Source organism: Streptomyces sp. NPDC017979 (genome assembly GCF_044328175.1).
Classification (GTDB): domain Bacteria; phylum Actinomycetota; class Actinomycetes; order Streptomycetales; family Streptomycetaceae; genus Streptomyces.
In genome coordinates this window covers 879393-893983 of sequence record NZ_JBIRGU010000001.1, presented here as the reverse complement: position 1 = coordinate 893983, position 14591 = coordinate 879393, and the positions used below count along the sequence as shown (strand labels likewise).

Below are 14591 nucleotides of genomic sequence, written 5' to 3'. Positions count from 1 at the left end.
GTCCCCCCGTTCCCGCAGTGGGCGGTGCGCCTGCGCAGAAAGGCGCGCGCCGCGGCGGGGTGCGGGCCGCGGCGATGAGAAATCGCGCCCGCCCCGGTCCACACCGCAGGAGATGTTCGCAGAGCGACGGAACGGGGACCGTGAGCCATGTGCCGCAGTACGCAAGCAGCCTCGGAGCCGGGGGAGCGCGACGGCCGGCCCGGACCGCGGCCCGGGCCGGAGACCGTCGTCATACGGGTCACCGGCCGGGTCAGCGGCAGTGAGGTGCCGACGCTCTGCGCGGAGCTGGGCGCCCGGATCGACGAAACGGGCCACGACGGCGCGACACCCGTCGAGGCGGTGTGCGACGTGGCGGCGCTGCCGGCCGACCTCGCCGCGGTGGAGGCGGTCGCCCGCCTCCACCTCACCGCCCGCCGCCACGGCGCCCGGCTGCACCTGCACGACGTACGTCCCGAACTGCGGGAGCTACTGCACCTCGTGGGCCTCGGCTGCCTCACCGAGCCCACCGAGACCCATCAGCCCCAGGAGGAGCCCGGTTAGGACTCCTCCGGTGCCAGCCGGTCCGGGAGGTCGAACATCGGGAACCAACGCGCGGTGTCCAGGAAGGAGTTGATCCCCGCGATCTTGCCGTCCCGGATGTCCATGACCATGAGCGCCCACGGAGTGTGGCCGTTGCCGTCCTCCGCCTCGTGGTAGTGCGCGAAGGCCGGCATGCCGTTGGCCACGGTCGGCACCAGCCGGGACCCGCGGCAGACCGAGCCGACGCCCAGCATCCAACCGACGATGTTCTCGTGGCCCTGGAGCCAGAGGTCGTACGGCGGCATGGAGAGCGTGGCGTCGTCGTGCAGGACGGCGGTGAGCGCCTCCATGTCGTACCCCTCGAAGGCGGCGACGTACCGCTCCAGCAGCTCGCGCTGCTCCTCGTCCAGCGGGTCGGCCTGGTCGCTCGGCGCCGGCGGGGACTCGGCGAGCGTCGCCCGCGCGCGCTGCAAGGCGCTGTTCACCGAAGCGACGGTGGTGCCCAGCAGTTCGGCGACCTCACTGGCCTTCCACGCCAGCACCTCGCGCAGGATCAGCACCGCGCGCTGCTTCGGCGGCAGGTGCTGGAGCGCCGCGACGAAGGCGAGCCGGATCGTCTCCCGCTCGACGGCGGTCTCCGCGGGGTCCGCCACCGACGGCAGCACCCGCCCGTCGGGCACCGGCTCCAGCCAGGTGGCCTCCGGGCGGCTGCTGAGCTGGGCCTGCGCGACCGGCGTCGGGTCGGACAGGTCCATCGGGCGGGCCCGGCGCTTGCCCGCGTTCAACATGTCGAGGCAGACGTTCGTCGCGATGCGGTAGAGCCAGGACCGCAGCGACGAACGCCCCTCGAACTTCTCCACGCTCCGCCAGGCACGCACCATGGTGTCCTGGACGGCGTCCTCCGCCTCGAAGGAGGAGCCCAGCATCCGGTAGCAGTAACCGGTCAGCTCGCGCCGGTAACGCTCCAGGTCTTCCTGTGTTGCCGGTGTTGCCTGTGCTTCCTGCGACTCCTGCGGTTCCCGCGCGGTCGTCAGATCGCTCAGCTCGCTCATTGGGGTCCACCCCTGTAACCCATCGGAACCAGTCCTAGGGTCGGGAACCTACAGGAGCGCACTGACAACGCGGCTCAGGTTCCCGGCTTCCGACCGTATACGTACACCTCGTCGCCGTTCTTCAGCAGGTTCCAGTACGCCTTGGCGTCCGCGGGACGCATGTTGACGCACCCCGCGGAACCCGGCGGGTTGTACATCGACTTGGTCGTCGAGTGGAACGCCTGCCCGCGGTCGAAGAACTGCGCGTACGGCATCTTCACGCCGTACAGCGACGAGACGTGGTTGATGTTCTTCCAGTACACCTTCTTCAGACCGGTCCGCGTCTCCGCGCCGTCCCGTCCGGTGCGCACCGGAACCGGCCCGTACTTCAGCTTCGACCCGTCCTGGATCCAGGTCAACTGGCGGGTCAGGTCGACACAGGCGATCCGGCCCTTGTTCGTCGGGCACTTCCCCGCCTTGTTCGGGGTGGAGCCGGCGGCGCGCTGCTGGAGGATGGTGTCCATCGTCCGCCAGGTCAGCGGGCCCGCGTACCCGGCGGCCGGGGTGATCCCGTGCTGCGCCTGGAAGGAGCGGATCGCCCGGCAGTCCGCCGTCGACTGCTTGCCGTCGACCGGCCGCCCGAGGAACTTCTCCACCTGCTTCTGGTGCGGTCCCGCGGACGCGGTACAGGCCGACGCCGCCTGCGCGGTGCCCGAGCCGAAGACCACGGCCAACGGCACGACCATGCCCACGACTCCGAGCACGACCCCCGCGCGTCTGCGTACGTTCTTCATGTGGTGCCCCCCATTTCCCCTTCGATCGACAGGAACTTCTGGGATTTCCAGCGATCTTCCCCAGCGGAGCCGGCCGTTGCACCGGCTCTCTGAAGGGTTGGACGAAGGGACGGGAGCCGCAGTTGTACGGGAGACGTCTCGGTTTTGCGACAAAGGCGCCGGCCGTACGGTCCGCGCCGTGGGGTCAGCCCACTGCGCCCCGCGCAGCCGCCCGCGCCGCCGACCAACTCCCGTACCCCGTGATCGACACGACGCCGACGACCGCCAGCAGGCCCAGCGCCACGGTGCCCGCCCAGCCGCCGGAGTGGAAGGCGATCGCGCCGAGCGCACCGCCGACGCTGCTGCCGACGTAGTACGCGGACTGGTACAGCGCCGACGCCTGCGCCCGGCCCGTCGTCGCCGTACGGCTCACCGAGGAGGAGGCGACCGCGTGCCCGGCGAAGAAGCCGGCCGTGATCAGCACCAGCCCCAGCAGCACCGCGGTCAACGAGTCGGAGAGGGAGAGCAGCAGCCCGGCCGCGGTGGTGACCACGGCGGCGTACAGCGCGCCGCGCCGCCCCATGCGGCCCACCAGCCGGCCGGAGGCCGCGGAGGAGACCGTACCGACGAGGTAGACCAGGAAGATCGAGCCGACGACGCCCTCGGGGAGGTCGAAGGGCGCCTCCGTCAGCCGGTAGCCGATCATCGTGTAGACCGCGCCGAACACGGTCATGAAGAGCGCGCCGATCACGTACAGCCGCAGCAGCAGCGGGTTCGAGAGGTGCCCGCGGACCGTCGAACCCAGCGCCTTCGGGCTGAGCGGGGCGGGCGTGAAGCCGCGGGGCTTGGGCAGCAGGAGGCGGAAGACCACCGCGCCCACCAGCGCCAGCAGGCCCACGGCGGCGAGTCCGGCGCGCCAGCCGCCCAGTTGGGAGGCCCAGCCGGTGACGATCCGGCCGCTCATCCCGCCGATGCTGTTGCCCGCGACGAAGAGTCCGATCGCGGCGATCAGCGCCCGCGGGCGGACCTCTTCCGCGAGGTACGCCATCGCGGACGCGGGCACCCCCGCCAGCGCCGCGCCCTGCACGGCGCGCAGCACGACCAGCGCCTCCAGGCTCGGCGCGAACGGCACCAGCAGCCCGACGGCGACGGCGACGGTCAGGGAGACCGTCATCAGGGTGCGCCGTCCGAAGCGCTCGGAGAGCGCGCTGAGCGGCAGGACGAAGAGGGCCAGTGCGCCGGTCGCCGCGGTGAGGGTCCAACTCGCCGCCGAAGCCGTCACGCCGAAGTCGGCGGAGACGGCGGGCAGCAGTGCCTGCGTGGAGTAGAGGAGCGCGAAGGCGGCCACGCCCGCGGCGAAGAGCGCGAGGCTCATCCGGCGGTAGCCGGGCAGTCCCGGTGCGAGCGGTTCGGATCGAGGAGTCGGGGGCAGGGGAGGCAGGGACTTCGCGGCGACGGCGCCCACCGGAGTGGACGCCTCGGTACTGGCAGCAGGCATGCCATGAACGTACGGCCGGCCGAACTCATGCGTCCAATGCATGGAACGGCGATAATCGTTCCCATGGCGCATGACCGCAGTTCAGAGAAGTGGCTGTCACACGGTAGTGACACAGAAGACATGTCCATGGTGCTTGCGCCACGCCTGGCGTACTTCGCCGGGGTGGCCCGCCACGAGCACGTGACGCGCGCCGCGCTGGAGATGGGCGTGCCCCAGTCCACCCTGTCGCGCGCCGTCGTACGCCTCGAACAGGACCTCGGCGTCACGCTGTTCGCCCGCAAGGGCCGCACGGTCTCGCTGACGCCCGCCGGCCGCACCTTCCTCGCCTCGGTGGAACGGGCCCTCGGCGAGGTCGAGCGCGCCGCGGACGAGGTGCGGGCGGACGCGGACCCGCGCGCGGGGAAGGTCGCGTTCGGCTTCCTGCACACCATGGGCTCGGAGACGGTGCCGGCGCTGCTGCGGGCGTTCCGGGCGGACCACCCCAAGGTGCGGTTCACCCTCGTGCAGAACTACGGCGAGGCGATGCTCGGCGGGCTGCGCACCGGCGAGCTCGACCTCTGCCTGACCTCGCCGGTGCCGGACGCGCCCGACCTGGTCGCCCGCCGCCTCGACGAGCAGCGCCTGCGTCTGGTCGTCCCCGACGACCACCGCCTCGCGGCGCGCCGCCGGGTCCGCCTCGCGGAGGCCGCGGACGATGTCTTCGTCACCCTGGAGCCCGGGTACGGCCTGCGCCGCATCACCGACGCGCTGTGCGCGGAGGCCGGCTTCAGCCCCAAGATCGCCTTCGAGGGCGAGGAGGCGGAGACCCTGCGCGGCCTGGTGGCGGCGGGCCTCGGGGTGGCCCTCCTGCCGCCGCCCGCGGTGCCCCGCCCGGGCGTGGTGGAACTGACGGTCACCTCCCCGCGCGCGGTCCGCGAGATCGGCCTGGCGTGGCTGGACGGCCACCCCGACACGCCTCCGGTGGCCGCGTTCAAGAAGTTCCTGTTGAGCCGCCGCGGCCACCTCCTGCCGAAGTAGGCGGACGGTGGGGGCGCGCGCCGTTCCCCTGCGCGCGCGTCCCCCTCCGCGACTTGGTGGCGGGCTCGCGCACTTCCGTGCCCTGCGGGTACGGGCCCCTATGGGCACGCACACCGTTTCCCCGCGGGAGCGTTGGCCTCTGCGGGTGCATCGTGGTTGTTCGCGCAGTTCCGCCCCCTACGCCCAGAGGGCGTGGGGGGACCCCCAGCGCCCCTGTTTCGCTTCCCCCGTCACTTGTCTGCGAGCTGGGGCACAAGGGGTTTAGGGGTGCTGGGGGTCCCCGACGCCCTCTGGGCGTAGGGGGCGGAACTGCGCGACAAACCCGCCACCGGGCCGCAGGGACCGACACGGCCCGCCGCCCGGGTGCGGTGGAGGGCGAGTGAGGCGAAGGGGTGTGCGGGGGAGCAAGGGAGAACACGCGCAGGCCGTGAGGTACGAACGGCTGAGCATGATCGACCGTCGAGCCTGCTAAAACACCCCGGAGCCGAACCGAGCCACAAAGAATTCAGTCGTCGAGCCTGTCAAAACACCCCGGAGTCGAACCGAGCCACAAGGAATTCAGTGGCGGAGGGACTTGCCGAAGCCCGCCGCCAGCGGCATGCGCAGGCCCAGCGGCGGCGGTGCCGCCAGGGCGTCTGCGATCGGGCGGGCATAGGGGTGCGGGAACAGCGAACCCCGCACGAAGTCGACCGCCAGGGCCAGCACCTCCGCGTGGTGCTGGCGCAGCGCGTTGCCGTCCGTGTGGACCTCGAACCGGCACGTGTCCCGGTTCGCCTTCTTCGCCCGTTCCGCCAGCCGGTACGACAGGTCCGGATCGGCCCGTGCGTCGTTCGTGCCGTGCACGATCAGGACCTGGCGGCCCACCAACTGCTTCACCGGCTCCGGCGGATCCTCCGCGCCCTGCCGCGGCAGCCAGGGGGCCATCGCCAGTACGGACGACACCGCCGGATGCCCCGCCGACCGCAGCGCGGCCCGGGCGCCGAGGCCGTGGCCCGCGAGGCACACGGGTATGTCGCCGTAACGACGGGTGACCTCCGCCAGCGCCCAGTCCGCGTCCGCCGCCGGCCCCGCTTCCGCGCCGTTCCAGCCGCGGCTGCGGTAGTGCACCGGGAAGACCACCAGCCCGTCCGAGCGCCCGCCGCGGGCCAGCGCCCGCCCCAGGGACAGCGCCGACAGGTGCGCGCGGCGCGACGGACCGCGGGTCGACTCCGGCTCGCCGTCCGGCAACACGAGCACGACGCCGCCGACGCCCCCGGCGCCGGCCCCGCCGCCCCCGTCGACCGCGGGCGCACCGCTCCGCCCGCCGTACGCCCTGCCCAGCCGGGCCCCTCGCTTCGCCGTGGTCGTCGTGCGACCGCTCGTACGCCCTGTCACGACAGCACACTCTCAGAACCCCGGGGGTACGCCACCCGTCCGCGCGATCACTGTTACATATCTCCACGGAGCGTTCTACGCGCGTAGGGCTTAGAGTGCGCAAATGACGAGCCAGACCCTCACCACGCCCACCACGGACCAGATCCGTCGCGCGCCGAAGGTGCTCCTCCACGACCACCTCGACGGCGGGCTGCGTCCCGGCACGATCATCGACATCGCCCGTGAGACGGGGTACGACGCCCTGCCCGAGACCGAGCCCGACAAGCTGGGCGTCTGGTTCCGGGAGGCCGCCGACTCCGGGTCGTTGGAGCGCTATCTGGAGACGTTCGCGCACACCTGCGCCGTCATGCAGACCCGCGACGCCCTGGTCCGCGTCGCCGCCGAGTGCGCGGTGGACCTCGCCGAGGACGGCGTCGTGTACGCGGAGGTGCGGTACGCCCCCGAACAGCACCTGGAGGGCGGGCTGAGCCTCGAAGAGGTCGTGGAGGCGGTGAACGAGGGCTTCCGCGAGGGCGAGCGCATCGCCCGCGCCGCCGGCCACCGCATCCGCGTCGGCGCCCTGCTCACCGCCATGCGCCACGCCGCCCGCGCCCTGGAGATCGCCGAACTGGCCAACCGCTACCGCGACCTGGGCGTCGTCGGCTTCGACATCGCCGGCGCCGAGGCCGGCTACCCGCCCACCCGCCACCTCGACGCCTTCGAGTACCTGAAGCGGGAGAACAACCACTTCACCATCCACGCGGGGGAGGGCTTCGGGCTGCCGTCCATCTGGCAGGCGCTCCAGTGGTGCGGGGCCGACCGCCTCGGGCACGGCGTGCGGATCATCGACGACATCGAGGTCGACGAGGACGGCGGCGTCCGACTCGGCCGACTCGCCTCGTACGTCCGGGACAAGCGCATCCCGCTGGAGCTGTGCCCGACCTCCAACCTCCAGACCGGCGCCGCCGACTCGTACGCCGAGCACCCCATCGGGCTGCTGCGCCGGCTGCACTTCCGGGCCACCGTCAACACGGACAACAGGCTTATGTCGGGCACCAGCATGAGCCACGAGTTCGAGGTGCTGACCGAGACCTTCGGCTACACGCTCGACGACATGCAGTGGTTTTCCGTCAACGCGATGAAGTCCGCGTTCATCCCTTTCGACGAACGCCTCGCCATGATCAATGACGTCATCAAGCCCGGCTACGCCGAGCTGAAGTCCGAATGGCTGTTCAGGCAGACCGCTGTGACCAGCGAATCCACACCGTCAGAACGCTGATCGTACGAATCCCGGGGCGGTCGGGAACGTCAACAAACCGCCGCCCCGGGGTGTTTGCCACGCCCTCGGACCGGTGGCTAGCTTGCGGAGCCGCTCCTGTTCCCGTTACGAGGACGACCCTGATGAAGCAGTCCGCAGTCAAGACCCTCGGTGTCACCGCGCTCGGCGCCGCCTTCGCCGCTGCCGCCGCGGGCACCGCCGCTGCAGCCCCCGCCGCGCTCCCCGCGGCGCCTTCGCTCGACACCGTCACCAGCGTGGTGCCGGTCCAGGACACCCTCACCCAGCTGCCCGCTGGCGCGCCCGACTCGCTGAGCGGTGCGCAGAACGCCCTCACCGAGAGCGCGAGCACCCTTCCCGGCACCCTCCAGGGCGCGGGCGAGCGCGTGCTCGGCGGCAAGGGCGCCAGCGGCGACCCGGTCTCCGGCCTGCTCGGCGGGCTGCCGGTCGGCGGGCTCACGGGCGGCGGTCTCACCTGACCCCGGTGATCCCGGAAGATCCCTCTCCCGCCGTCTCTTCCCCGTGAACGGCAGGCCGACGGGGCGGGTGCGCGCCACGGTGCGCGCGCCCGCCCCGTTCGTCCGTCCAGGTCACCAAGCGGTCGAGGCGGTCTTCTCCGCCGGCAGGAAGACCCACAGGGCGAGATAGACCAGGAACTGCGGTCCGGGCAGCAGGCACGAGGCGACGAAGACGACGCGCATCGTGGTCGCGGAGGTGCCGAAGCGCGACGCCAGCGCTGCGCAGACCCCACCGATCATGCGTCCCTGACGCGGGCGGACAAGTGCGGTCATGGCGGGCTCCTTAGCGAGTCGGTGAAGATGACTCCAGCGTCGTCGCTCGAAGCGGGCAAAGCGTCGCTCTACGGGGCGATCCCGACCCTGGGAATCGTCGGGGTCGACCCCTGAGCCACGTCATCCGCAAGGACGGGACGGGCCACGACCTCCTCACGGGGCGGCCGGGCGGCGGGCGGCGGCAGCCGACGGCGCAGCCGCGCGCGGGCGGCCGGGACCACCAACAGGTGGGCCAGCGCGACGCCGGCGCTGTTCAGCAGGAGCGAGTCCACGTCCATCACGCGGCCGGCGATGCCGGTCTGCAACAGTTCGATGCCGAGCGAGATCAGCGCGCCCGCGGCGACCGTGCGCACCAGCGATCCCAGCGTGGACGCGGTGAGGCTGCCGCCGGCCATCGGCAGCAGGACGCCCAGCGGGGCGAGCAGCGCGAGGGCCCCGCCGATGCGCTGGGCGGCCTCCACCGGGCCGAGTGCGAGGCTCGCCTCGATCCCGGCGAACAGCTCCAGATTGGCGGCGGCGACCCAGGGGACGTCGAGCGGGCGCAGGGTGAGCCATCCGACGAGCAGCAGGTGCGCGAGGAGGAGGACGCCGCCTGCTGCGCGGAAGCGGATGGCGGTGTTGCCGCGCTTACCTTGAACCTGCACGCCACACAAGACGCTGCCCCGGCGTGTCCCGGTTCCCGGTTGCACGCGCTGCTTCTCGTGCGCCTTTTGGTTGCCCGCGAGCTCCCCGCCCTGTGCCCCGTGCCCTCGGGGCGCGGGTACGGGGGGAGCGTTGGCGCCCGCGGGCCGGCTTCTGGTTGCTCGCGCAGTTCCTCGCGCCCCTAAGTACCCATGCCCTGGTCGCTGGGCACGGGGGGCGGAACTGCGCGAACAACCACGATGCACTCGCAGGGGCGAACGCAACCCGCAGAGGAAGCGGCGGGCACGCCGAAAGGGCGCACAGCGCATCGCGCAGTGCCTGGAAGTGGGTTCAGGACGGTGAGGGGGAGCGGGTCGGGAGGGGGTCCTTGGGGCGGGATTTGGACTCCGGGGGGCAGTCGTACGCCCGGGGGGCGTACGAACCCGGGCCGCCCAACAGCACCGCGCCGTCCAGCACGCCCACCCGGTTCTCCGCCAGCGTGCAGACGAGTTGCGACAGGGACTGGGGCTCCAGGTCCTCCGGCTGGCGGCTCAGACGGAGGGCCGACCGAGGGTCGTCGGCGCGGGCCGGGCCGATCGTCATCGGCTTCGGGACGTGCGTGGAGAAGCCCGCCTCCTGCTCCGCGTCCGACGGCTCCCGCTGCAACTCCGCCAGCACCGCCCGGGCCGCCTGGAGCGTGCTGCGGGCCGGGTCGCCCGAGCTCGTCGTCGGGGCCTTCGCCGTACGGTCGACGGCCACCAGTTGCGAGCCGCAGACCAGGTAGATCCGTACCGGGATCACCTGCGGATGCGCCCGGTCCACCGCGCCGCCGCTCACCTCGCACGGCACCCGCGACGGCGCGGGGCCGCCGTCGACCGGCACCTGGGTGGGGCGGATGCCGCAGCCCGTGAGCGCCAGCGCGCCCACCAGCAGCGCGCACCAGGCGTACGGCCGCCGGCCCCGGCCGGTTCCGTCGCCGACTGCTCGCGTCACCGCACGCCTTCCTCTCCGGGCTCCGGGTCCTGACCGTCGGCGTCGGGGTCGGGGTTCGGAGCATCGGGCCGCGGGAGCCGCAGCACGAACACCGCGCCGTCGCCGTCCGGCGAGTTCGCGGCCGTGATGGTGCCGCCGTGGATGTGCGCGTTCTCCACCGCGATGGAGAGCCCGAGCCCGCTGCCCTCGGACCGAGGCCGGGACGCGCTCGCCTTGTAGAAGCGGTCGAAGACGTGCGGCAGCACGTCCTCGGGGATGCCGGGGCCGTGGTCCCGCACCTCGATCACCAGCTCGCCGCCGGTGTTCTCGCGCGAGGTCGCCCCCGTCTTCGGGTCCACCGCGCGCACCGACACCCGCACCGGGGAGCCGCCGTGCTTGAGCGCGTTGCCGATCAGGTTCGCGAGGATGACGTCGAGGCGCCGCGGGTCCAGCCGCGCCATGATGCCGCGCTCGGCGTCCAACTCCACCGCGTCCAGCCACGCCCGGGCGTCGATGCAGGCCGTGACCTGGTCGGCGACGTCCACCGTGTCCAGGACGACCTTCGCGGTGCCCGCGTCGAAGCGGGTCACCTCCATCAGGTTCTCCACCAGGTCGCCCAGCCGCCGGGTCTCGCTCACCACCAGGTTCACCGCGGGCGCGATCATCGGGTCCAGGTTGTCGACCTCGTCCTCCAGCACCTCCGTGACCGCGGTCAGCGCGGTCAGCGGCGTACGCAGCTCGTGGGACATGTCCGCGACGAAGCGCCGGCTCGACTCCTCCCGCGCGCTCATGTCCGCGACCTGCTTCTCCAACGACTCCGCGGTCTTGTTGAAGGTGCGCGCCAGCTCCGCGAGTTCGTCCGTGCCCGAGACCCGCAGCCGGGTGTCGAGCTCGCCCTCGCCGAGCCTGCGGGCCGCGTCGCCGAGTCGGCGCACCGGCTTGAGGACCGTCGTCGCCGCGGCCTGCGCGAGCAGCGCCGAGCCGGCCAGCGCCAGTGCGGTCGCGATCCCGAGCGACCAGGCCAGGGTGTTGAGGTCCTTGCTCTCCTGGTCGAGGGACTTGAAGAGGAAGCCCGTGGGACCACCGTTGACGATCTTGGTGCCGCCGACGAGGTACGGCTTGCCGTCGCGCTCGATGCGCTGCCAGTACAGGTGGTACGGGGCGGAGTTGCCGGCTCCCGTCGCCTGCCGCTTGCCCACCTGCTCGCGCAGCCGCTGCGGCACGTCGTCGTAGGTGAACTCGTCCGGGTCGGAAGCCCCGGCCACCGGCTTGCCCTTGGCGCGCTCCCCGATCAGGAGCACGTTGTAACCCGCCTTGCCGTGGCTCATCTGCTCGGCCGCGGCCTGGAGTTCCTCCTGGGTCGCGTTCAGCGGCAGCGTCGCCGCCTGGCCCTGCATCTGGCCGCGGAAGTCGTCGATCGCCGAGTCCTGCGTACGGGTCAGCACCGCCTCGCGGTTGAGCCAGTACGCGATGCCGGACGCCGACACGGCGGCGGTCAGAGCGACCACGGCGAAGACGACCACGAGCCGCAGCCGCAGGCTCGTCCAGCGCAGTCCGGTGCGTATGAAGCGTCGTGCGGTACGGCTCACCGAGCGGCACCCGTGCGGAGGCGGCCCGGCGGCAGGGACGGTCGGGGGAGTGGCCCGGTGAGCGGCCGGCAGAACGGTCGGATCACTGAGGGACGTCCAGTCGGTAGCCCACGCCCCGGACGGTGCGGATCAAGGTCGGGGACGAGGGCACGTCCTCCACCTTCGCCCGCAGCCGCTGCACGCAGGCGTCCACCAGTCGGGAGTCCCCGAGGTAGTCGTGTTCCCACACCAGCCGCAGCAACTGCTGCCGGGACAGCGCCTGCCCCGGTCTGCGGCTCAGTTCCAGCAGGAGTCTCAGCTCGGTCGGCGTGAGCTGGAGGTCGTCACCGTTCTTGGTGACCGTCATCGCCGAGCGGTCGATGACCAGCGAGCCGAAGGTCGCCGAGTCCGTGGCCTCGCGCTCCCCGCGCCGCAGCACGGCGCGGATGCGGGCGTCCAGGACCCGGCCCTGGACGGGCTTGACGACGTAGTCGTCGGCCCCGGACTCCAACCCCACGACGACGTCGATGTCGTCGCTGCGCGCGGTCAACAAGATGATCGGCAACTGGTCGGTACGGCGGATGCGACGGCACACCTCGAAGCCGTCGATCCCGGGCAGCATGACATCCAGCACGATCAGATCGGGCCGCTGCTCGCGGAGCAGTTTCAGGCCGTCCTCGCCCGTCGCCGCGGTGGCCACACGGTGGCCCTGGCGCGTCAGGGAGAGTTCGAGGGCCGTGCGGATGGCGTCGTCGTCCTCGATCAGCAACAGGAAAGGCACGGGGGTCATTCTGACCCATGGGCGTCCCGGAGTTCGACCGGTGCACCGGTCGCTTCCCGCGGGGGCCCTGTGACAGGTCTGTGACAGTCGGCGGACACCTCGATGAAATCGCCTCGGCAAGCTTGTGGTCATCGCCGACGGCAAGACGCGAAAGGCGGGGAAACCCAGACACCACTCGACGGGGGGCGCGAGATGAACACGCTGCACAGCACCACCTCAACCGCTGTTGTCACGCGCCTCCACGACATGACCCGGGCCGCCGACCGCGCCGGCGTCGCGACCGGACGGGGCTGCGCCCGCAGCGCCGGCCGCCCGCACAAGACGTCGCCGTACATGACGGTCGTCGACGTGAACGGCGCCGCCGCCGCGAACGAGTCGGTCGAGCCGGCCGCCGCGAAGGGGGCGACCGGGACTGCGGCGAGTGCGCAGTCGCTCACGGAGGCGGAGTTCACCGCGTACGTCCAGGAGCGCCGCTCCTCGCTGTACGCCACGGCCTACCACCTCACGGGCGACCGGTTCGAGGCGGAGGACCTGCTCCAGAGCGCGCTCTTCTCCACCTACCGGGCCTGGGAGCGGATCAGCGACAAGGCGGCCGTGGGGGGCTACCTGCGTCGCACCATGACCAATCTGCACATCAGCGCCTGGCGCCGGCGCAAGCTCAACGAGTACCCGACGGAGGAGCTGCCGGAGACGGCGAGCGACACCGACGCGATGCGGGGGACCGAACTGCGGGCCGTGCTGTGGCAGGCGCTCGCCCGGCTGCCCGAACTCCAGCGCACGATGCTGGTGCTGCGCTACTACGAGGGCCGCACCGACCCGGAGATCGCGGAGATCCTGGACATCAGCGTCGGCACGGTGAAGTCCAGCATCTGGCGCTCGCTGCGCCGGATGCGGGAGGACGAGGCCCTGAGCTTCGGCCGCGACATGGAGGAGTCCTTCGGCGAGCTGGTGGCCTGAAGGCGACGGGGGAAAACGAGGGGGACCACGGGGGAAGGTCGGGGGACCACGGGGGAAACTGAGCGCGCTCGCTTCGGGGGACGCGGCGCGATCGACCGGGTGGCACGAGGTCCGGGGGGACTTCAGGGCCATCCGACACGGGGGACAGGGTTCGTGGGGGACCCTTTGAGCGGGGCTGGACGGGCCGGGGGGTCTTGTCTGGCCCCGCTCCTCCTTTCCCCTTGTCCCCTTGTCCTTTTTTCCCCCGCCTTCCCCTCCCGTGCCTTCCCCTCCCGTGCCTTCCCCTCCCGTGCCTTCCCCTCCCGTGCCTTCCCCTCCCGTGCCTTCCCCTCCCGTGCCTTCGCTTCCCGTGCCTCGTTCCCGGATCTGCGCTTCCCGGGCCCGTACCTCTTCTTCGGCTCCCGGCTCCCGGCCCCGCTCCCCGTTCTCCGGTGACTCCCCTGTACAGGCTGCTACGCGCGTAGATATGCTCTCGTGGTGACCATGCCCCGCATCACCTCCGCCCTCGCCGACGTGACCGCGTCCGACCAGGCCCTTCGCCGGTTCCTCCATGGGCTGCCCGGCGTCGACCCGGTCGGACTCGAAGCGCGTGCCGCCTCCCTCGGGACCCGGTCGATCAAGACGTCCGCCAAGGCGTACGCCATCGACCTGGCCGTCTCGATGATCGACCTCACCACCCTGGAAGGCGCGGACACCCCCGGCAAGGTCCGGGCCCTCGCCGCCAAGGCCGTGTGGCCCGACCCCACCGACCGGACCGCGCCGACGACCGCCGCCGTCTGCGTCTATCCGGACATGGTGGCCACCGCGAAGGAGGCGCTGGGCGGCGCCGACGTCAAGGTCGCGTCCGTCGCCACCGCCTTCCCCGCGGGCCGCGCCGCGCTCGGCGTGAAGCTCGCGGACACCCGGGACGCGGTCGCCGCCGGGGCCGACGAGATCGACATGGTCATCGACCGCGGCGCCTTCCTCGCCGGCCGCTACCTGAAGGTGTTCGAGGAGATCGTCGCCGTCAAGGAGGCCGCGGGCCCGGCCCGGCTGAAGGTCATCTTCGAGACCGGCGAGCTGTCCACGTACGACAACATCCGCCGCGCCTCCTGGCTCGGCATGCTCGCCGGCGCCGACTTCATCAAGACCTCGACCGGCAAGGTCGCGGTCAACGCCACCCCGGCGAACACCCTGCTGATGCTGGAGGCCGTCCGCGACTTCCGGGCGCAGACCGGCGTGCAGGTGGGGGTGAAGCCCGCGGGCGGCATCCGCACCAGCAAGGACGCGGTGAAGTTCCTGGTGCTGGTGAACGAGACCGCCGGCACGGACTGGCTGGACCCGCACTGGTTCCGCTTCGGCGCCTCCAGCCTGCTCAACGACCTGCTGATGCAGCGCCAGAAGCTGGCGACCGGCCGCTACTCCGGCCCCGACTACGTAACGGTGGACTGAGCC

General features: G+C 72.0%; 15 protein-coding genes. 6 read left to right on the top strand and 9 right to left on the bottom strand.

Annotation, left to right across the window (positions count from 1 at the left end; translation table 11 throughout):
• Positions 1-147 precede the first annotated feature (147 nt).
• Complete coding sequence (locus ACH4E8_RS03790) at positions 148-540, top strand: STAS domain-containing protein (protein WP_398443999.1); 393 nt, start codon at positions 148-150, stop codon at positions 538-540.
• Here the strand turns inward: ACH4E8_RS03790 and ACH4E8_RS03785 are convergent.
• The 3 genes from ACH4E8_RS03785 to ACH4E8_RS03775 all read right to left on the bottom strand — a co-directional run bounded on the left by ACH4E8_RS03785 (position 537) and on the right by ACH4E8_RS03775 (position 3821).
• On the bottom strand, positions 537-1571 hold the full coding sequence (locus ACH4E8_RS03785; protein ID WP_398443998.1) for a sigma-70 family RNA polymerase sigma factor: 1035 nt from the start codon (positions 1569-1571) through the stop codon (positions 537-539). The genes ACH4E8_RS03790 and ACH4E8_RS03785 overlap by 4 nt on opposite strands.
• 74 nt (positions 1572-1645) lie before the next feature.
• Positions 1646-2344, bottom strand: a complete 699-nt coding sequence (locus tag ACH4E8_RS03780) for a L,D-transpeptidase family protein (RefSeq protein ID WP_398443996.1) — start codon at positions 2342-2344, stop codon at positions 1646-1648.
• 184 nt (positions 2345-2528) lie between these two features.
• On the bottom strand, positions 2529-3821 hold the full coding sequence (locus ACH4E8_RS03775) for an MFS transporter (RefSeq protein WP_398443994.1): 1293 nt from the start codon (positions 3819-3821) through the stop codon (positions 2529-2531).
• Positions 3822-3884: 63 nt separating this feature from the next.
• On the opposite strand from ACH4E8_RS03775, the gene ACH4E8_RS03770 reads away from it, so the two are divergent.
• On the top strand, positions 3885-4838 hold the full coding sequence (locus ACH4E8_RS03770; protein WP_398443992.1) for a LysR family transcriptional regulator: 954 nt from the start codon (positions 3885-3887) through the stop codon (positions 4836-4838).
• A 558-nt stretch (positions 4839-5396) separates the two neighbouring features.
• Here the strand turns inward: ACH4E8_RS03770 and ACH4E8_RS03765 are convergent.
• Entirely contained in the window at positions 5397-6212 is an 816-nt protein-coding gene (locus tag ACH4E8_RS03765) for an alpha/beta hydrolase (RefSeq protein ID WP_398443990.1), read from the bottom strand.
• Positions 6213-6315: 103 nt separating this feature from the next.
• On the opposite strand from ACH4E8_RS03765, the gene ACH4E8_RS03760 reads away from it, so the two are divergent.
• Positions 6316-7470 (top strand): adenosine deaminase, encoded by a 1155-nt coding sequence (locus tag ACH4E8_RS03760; protein WP_398443988.1) that lies wholly within the window; start codon positions 6316-6318, stop codon positions 7468-7470.
• Positions 7471-7592: 122 nt separating this feature from the next.
• On the top strand, positions 7593-7946 hold the full coding sequence (locus ACH4E8_RS03755; protein ID WP_398443986.1) for an ATP-binding protein: 354 nt from the start codon (positions 7593-7595) through the stop codon (positions 7944-7946).
• A gap of 111 nt (positions 7947-8057) precedes the next feature.
• Here ACH4E8_RS03755 and ACH4E8_RS03750 read toward each other — a convergent pair whose 3' ends face one another.
• From ACH4E8_RS03750 to afsQ1, 5 genes are all read right to left on the bottom strand, one after another.
• Positions 8058-8258, bottom strand: a complete 201-nt coding sequence (locus ACH4E8_RS03750; RefSeq protein WP_398443983.1) for a PspC domain-containing protein — start codon at positions 8256-8258, stop codon at positions 8058-8060.
• Positions 8259-8326: 68 nt separating this feature from the next.
• The gene (locus ACH4E8_RS03745) at positions 8327-8902 is read right to left on the bottom strand and encodes a VanZ family protein (protein WP_398443982.1); all 576 of its coding nucleotides are present in this window, start codon (positions 8900-8902) and stop codon (positions 8327-8329) included.
• A gap of 328 nt (positions 8903-9230) precedes the next feature.
• On the bottom strand, positions 9231-9872 hold the full coding sequence (locus ACH4E8_RS03740) for a hypothetical protein (RefSeq protein ID WP_398443980.1): 642 nt from the start codon (positions 9870-9872) through the stop codon (positions 9231-9233).
• A complete protein-coding gene (locus ACH4E8_RS03735) occupies positions 9869-11440 on the bottom strand; it encodes an ATP-binding protein (protein WP_398443978.1) in 1572 nt (523 codons plus the stop codon). Before ACH4E8_RS03735 ends, ACH4E8_RS03740 begins: the two co-directional genes overlap by 4 nt.
• Before the next feature lie 82 nt (positions 11441-11522).
• Complete coding sequence (gene afsQ1 / locus ACH4E8_RS03730) at positions 11523-12200, bottom strand: two-component system response regulator AfsQ1 (protein WP_361961111.1); 678 nt, start codon at positions 12198-12200, stop codon at positions 11523-11525.
• A 192-nt stretch (positions 12201-12392) separates the two neighbouring features.
• Here afsQ1 and ACH4E8_RS03725 point away from each other — a divergent pair, with 192 nt between their 5' ends.
• Both ACH4E8_RS03725 and deoC read left to right on the top strand, forming a co-directional pair.
• Positions 12393-13157 (top strand): SigE family RNA polymerase sigma factor, encoded by a 765-nt coding sequence (locus tag ACH4E8_RS03725; RefSeq protein ID WP_398443976.1) that lies wholly within the window; start codon positions 12393-12395, stop codon positions 13155-13157.
• Between the two features lie 483 nt (positions 13158-13640).
• Positions 13641-14588: a deoxyribose-phosphate aldolase gene (deoC, locus tag ACH4E8_RS03720; RefSeq protein ID WP_398444736.1), complete on the top strand. Its 948-nt coding sequence runs from the start codon at positions 13641-13643 to the stop codon at positions 14586-14588.
• Positions 14589-14591 lie beyond the last annotated feature (3 nt).